This window comes from Sulfurovum sp. bin170 (genome assembly GCF_010892395.1).
In the GTDB taxonomy this organism is placed as follows: domain Bacteria; phylum Campylobacterota; class Campylobacteria; order Campylobacterales; family Sulfurovaceae; genus UBA1140.
Genome location: NZ_JAACKB010000088.1, coordinates 1 through 4,314, shown reverse-complemented (window position 1 = coordinate 4,314; position 4,314 = coordinate 1). Strand labels below are relative to the sequence as shown.

Genomic DNA, 4,314 nt, shown 5'->3' with positions numbered 1-4,314 from the left:
GAATTAGAAGATAAAATATCTGTAGCAGACTCGCTTGAGATTTTAGAAAAAACTCGTATTGAACTTTTTGGTAAAAAAGGTGCAATGACAGCAGAATTTAAAAAACTCAAAGATGTTCCTGGACCAGAAAAAAAAGCCTTTGCAGAGGGCTTAAACAGAAATAAAGCAAATTTACAAAAATTATATGATGAAAAATATTCAGAGCTTAAAGCCAAAAAAATAGAAGAGCTTCTCAAAGCAGAAACCATTGATGTATCCCTCTATAGCAATCTTGAAGCAAAAGGTGCATTGCATCCTGTGATGGCGACTATGGACAAGATTATCGACTATTTTGTCGCACTCAATTTCTCTGTAGAGGATGGACCAAAAGTTGAGGATGATTTTCACAACTTTGAAGCACTAAATCTTCCAAAAAACCACCCTGCTAGAGAGATGCAAGATACATTTTTCTGCAGAGATGGTGGAGTTCTGCGAACACACACATCACCTGTGCAGATTCGTAAGATGCTAGAGACCAAACCACCAATCCGTATGATTGCCCCTGGTGCCGTTTTTAGAAAAGATTATGACATCACTCACACTCCTATGTTTCATCAAGTAGAGGGACTTGTGGTTCAAAAAAAAGGTGAAGTGAACTTTGCAAATCTAAAGTCTATTCTTTCTGACTTTTTGCATTATATGTTTGGGGAGGTAGAGGTGAGATTTAGACCTAGCTTTTTCCCATTCACCGAACCCTCTGCCGAGGTTGACATCTCTTGTATATTTTGTGAAGCAAAAGGGTGTCGTATATGCTCTCATACAGGATGGCTAGAGGTTCTTGGTTGTGGGATTGTAGACCCTAATGTTTTCAAAGCCGTAGAGTATGAAAATGTTAGTGGATATGCCTTTGGATTAGGTGTTGAGAGATTTGCAATGTTACTACATAAGATACCAGACCTCAGAATGCTATTTGAGGGCGACAGAAGACTATTGGAGCAGTTTAGATGATTATTACAAGAGGTTGGTTAAATAATTTTATAGATATAAGCAGAGTGAGTGATGAAAAGCTCTATGAAACTTTTAATAATATTGGTTTGGAAGTTGATAGTATAAAGAGTTACACTATCCCTCCAAAAGTTGTTATAGGTGAAGTCATCTCATGTGGTAAACACCCTGATGCTGACAAGCTTAGAGTTTGTCAGATTGATATAGGAGAAGGTACTATTCGTCAGATTGTCTGTGGTGCTGCGAATGTTGTCTATGCCAAATTTGTGGCAGTTGCGACAATTGGAGCAAAACTTGGGGATGATTTTGAGATAAAACATACCAAACTTCGTGGAGTTGACTCAGAGGGGATGGTCTGCTCTGCATCTGAGCTTGGACTGCCTGACATGGGTAGTGGAATTATGATACTGGATGAGAGTATCGGTAAGTTAGTGGCTGGTAGAGAGCTAAGAGAGTATGAAAAAGTTACAGATACAGTCATAGAACTAGAGTTAACAGCAAATCGTGGAGATTGCCTAAGTATCTATGGAGTTGCAAGAGATTTGAGTGCGGCACTCAATATTCCTATTAATACACTTGAGTATGAGTATAATGAGGGGAGAGTAAAAGTTGGTTTAGCTAGAGTACTTCAAGTTAAAGCAACTGGAAAAATCAGAGGCTCTCTTAGATATACAATGGCTGATATTGAGGGGATGCATACATCAACGCTATGTGGATTGAGATTGGCATTTATTGGAGAGCTTCAAGATTCTGATCTGAAAAATATACTCAAATATGCTACTCACACTACAGGTGTTATTCTTAGAGCCTACAGGACTAGAGATATTCTAATTCATGAAAATGATAGAATTACAATTACAACCACTACTAAAGATGATATTACAACCATCGAGGCAAATGGGAAGAGATTTTCAACTCTAGGAGTATGCCAATATGATGAGGCAAAAGCAGATGAAAAAACAACCACAGCACTTTTTGAAGCGAGTTATATCAATCCAACTGTTTTAGTTGACTCCATCGCAGAGAGAGGTATAGATAGTGATGAGCTCTACTATAGAACATCAAGAGGAAGTGAACCTGAGCTATCTTATGGTATCAAATTTTTAACTTATATGTTAGAGGGTTATGCTGGATGTAACTTTTTTGATGGAGTCATATCTATAGAAGAGGAGCCTGAACCAAAGATAATTACTGTTAATGATAGTGATATTTCAAAAATTATTGGAAAAAAGATTGAAAAATCAACTATTTTAAACATCTTGAAAGCTCTTGAATTTAAGATACAGAGTTCAACTGAAGATGCTTTTGGTGTTACAGTTCCTAGATTTAGACATGATATAGAGAATATACAAGATATAGCCGAAGAGATAGTTCGTATTGTTGGTATCAATAATATTGAAGCAAAACCACTAAAATTTGAAGAAGCACAGAGAACCAATTCAACTACAAATCGTTACTATGCAAGAAAAGCTTTAAGAGAGAGAGCTGTGGCATCATCTTTCTATGAGACTGTCTCATATGCGTTTTCAGATAGAACCCTACTAGAGAAGTATGGTTTTCCACTTGTCAAAGATGAGTTAGATATTATTAACCCTATTACAGAAGATATGAACACCCTTAGAAGTACAATTTTAATTAATATGCTAAATGCTTCAAAACGAAATGTAAGCTACTCTAAAAAGTCAATTGCACTATTTGAGATTGGTACTATCTTTGATGAAAACCGTAATGAGAGAGAGGTGCTAAGCCTAATCTTCTCTGGTCAAAGAGAGTCTGAAAATGTTACAAATGCAGGTAAACCGCAAACTATAGACTTTGAAATATTTGCAACAAAACTATCAGCTATTATTGGTGACTTTGAGCTAAGAGCTGGTACAGAGCAAAATAGACTCATTCATCCTTATCAATCTGCTGATATTATCATGAATAATGAAGTTTGTGGATTTATCTCAAAACTACATCCAACCGTGGCAGAAGAGTTTGATTTGACAGAGACATTTCTAGCAGAAATATCATTTGATGCACTCATACCTAAACATATCAATGCAAATCCTATCTCTAAATTTCAGGGAGTATACAAAGACCTAAGTTTAGTTATAGATAAAAATCTACCATACAATCAGGTCGCAACAGCTATCAAACAGCTTGAACTCCCTCTACTTAGAAAGTATTATCCTGTCGATGTCTATGAGGATGAGTCATTAGGAGATGAGAAGAGTCTCACCGTTCGTCTATTTATCCAATCACTCGAAAATACCTTGGAAGATAAGGATATAGAGAAAACTGTAAAGAGAATAGTAGATAGCCTAAAAGAGCAGTATGGTGCAACCCTTAGATGAAAATAGCCAAAATCTCAAAACACTCTAAAGCTTTCTCTTTAGAGTGTGACACTATAGCTCCTGATAAGTCTATATCACATAGATGTGCCATGTTCTCTCTTCTCTCTGATAGACCATCAAAAATCAAAAACTTTCTCTTGGGTGAAGATACTCTAGCCTCACTCTCTATTGCTGAACAGTTAGGTGCTATAGTCGATAGAGATGGAGCAGATATAACCATCACTCCCCCTAAAAAGCTAACAGAACCAAGTGATATTCTCGACTGTGGCAATGCAGGTACAGGAATGCGTCTATATGCAGGTCTTCTAGCAGGTATAGAGGGTTCATTCATCTTAACAGGTGACAAATATCTACGAAATAGACCTATGAGAAGAGTTGCCGACCCACTAAGAGCTATTGGAGCAAAGATAGATGGTAGAGAGAATGGAAATTTAGCTCCTCTTGCCATTCGCGGTGGAGCTTTAGAGTCATTTAGATACCACTCTCCCGTAGACTCTGCTCAGGTTAAATCAGCTCTGATTTTAGCAGGACTCCAAGCAGGTAGCAAAAGCTACTACAGAGAAAATCTACTATCAAGAGACCATACAGAGAGAATGTTAAATGGTATGGGTGCAGATATAAAAGCCGTAGATGGATGGATAGAGATAGAACCTCTAAACTCTCCTCTAAACCCACTAGATATTACTGTTCCTGCTGACCCCTCTAGTGGCTTTTTCTTTGCGATTGCATCTGCTATAACACCTAATAGCCAAACTATTATTAAAAATGTAACACTAAATCCTACTCGAATAGAAGCATATAAAGTCCTAAAAGAGATGGGGGCAGATATAGAGTTTATAGAAAAAGAGAACATCTATGAACCTATCGGTGATATATCTATCAGATACTCTGGTAAGTTAAAAGCTGTCACTGTAGAGAAAAATATAGCATGGCTCATCGACGAACTCCCTGCCCTATCTATTGCAATGGCTGTAGCTAACGGTACTAGTAT

General features: G+C 37.3%; 3 protein-coding genes. All 3 read left to right on the top strand.

Features of this window, described 5'->3' with window-relative positions; all coding sequences use genetic code 11:
- A partial coding sequence (gene pheS / locus GSY74_RS02090) for a phenylalanine--tRNA ligase subunit alpha (RefSeq protein WP_223157433.1) occupies positions 1–987 on the top strand: 987 nt, incomplete at its 5' end.
- Entirely contained in the window at positions 984–3,323 is a 2,340-nt protein-coding gene (gene pheT / locus GSY74_RS02085; protein ID WP_164663461.1) for a phenylalanine--tRNA ligase subunit beta, read from the top strand. The genes pheS and pheT, both read left to right, overlap by 4 nt.
- The coding region (locus GSY74_RS02080) for a 3-phosphoshikimate 1-carboxyvinyltransferase (protein WP_164663460.1) at positions 3,320–4,314 on the top strand (995 nt) is incomplete at its 3' end. The genes pheT and GSY74_RS02080, both read left to right, overlap by 4 nt.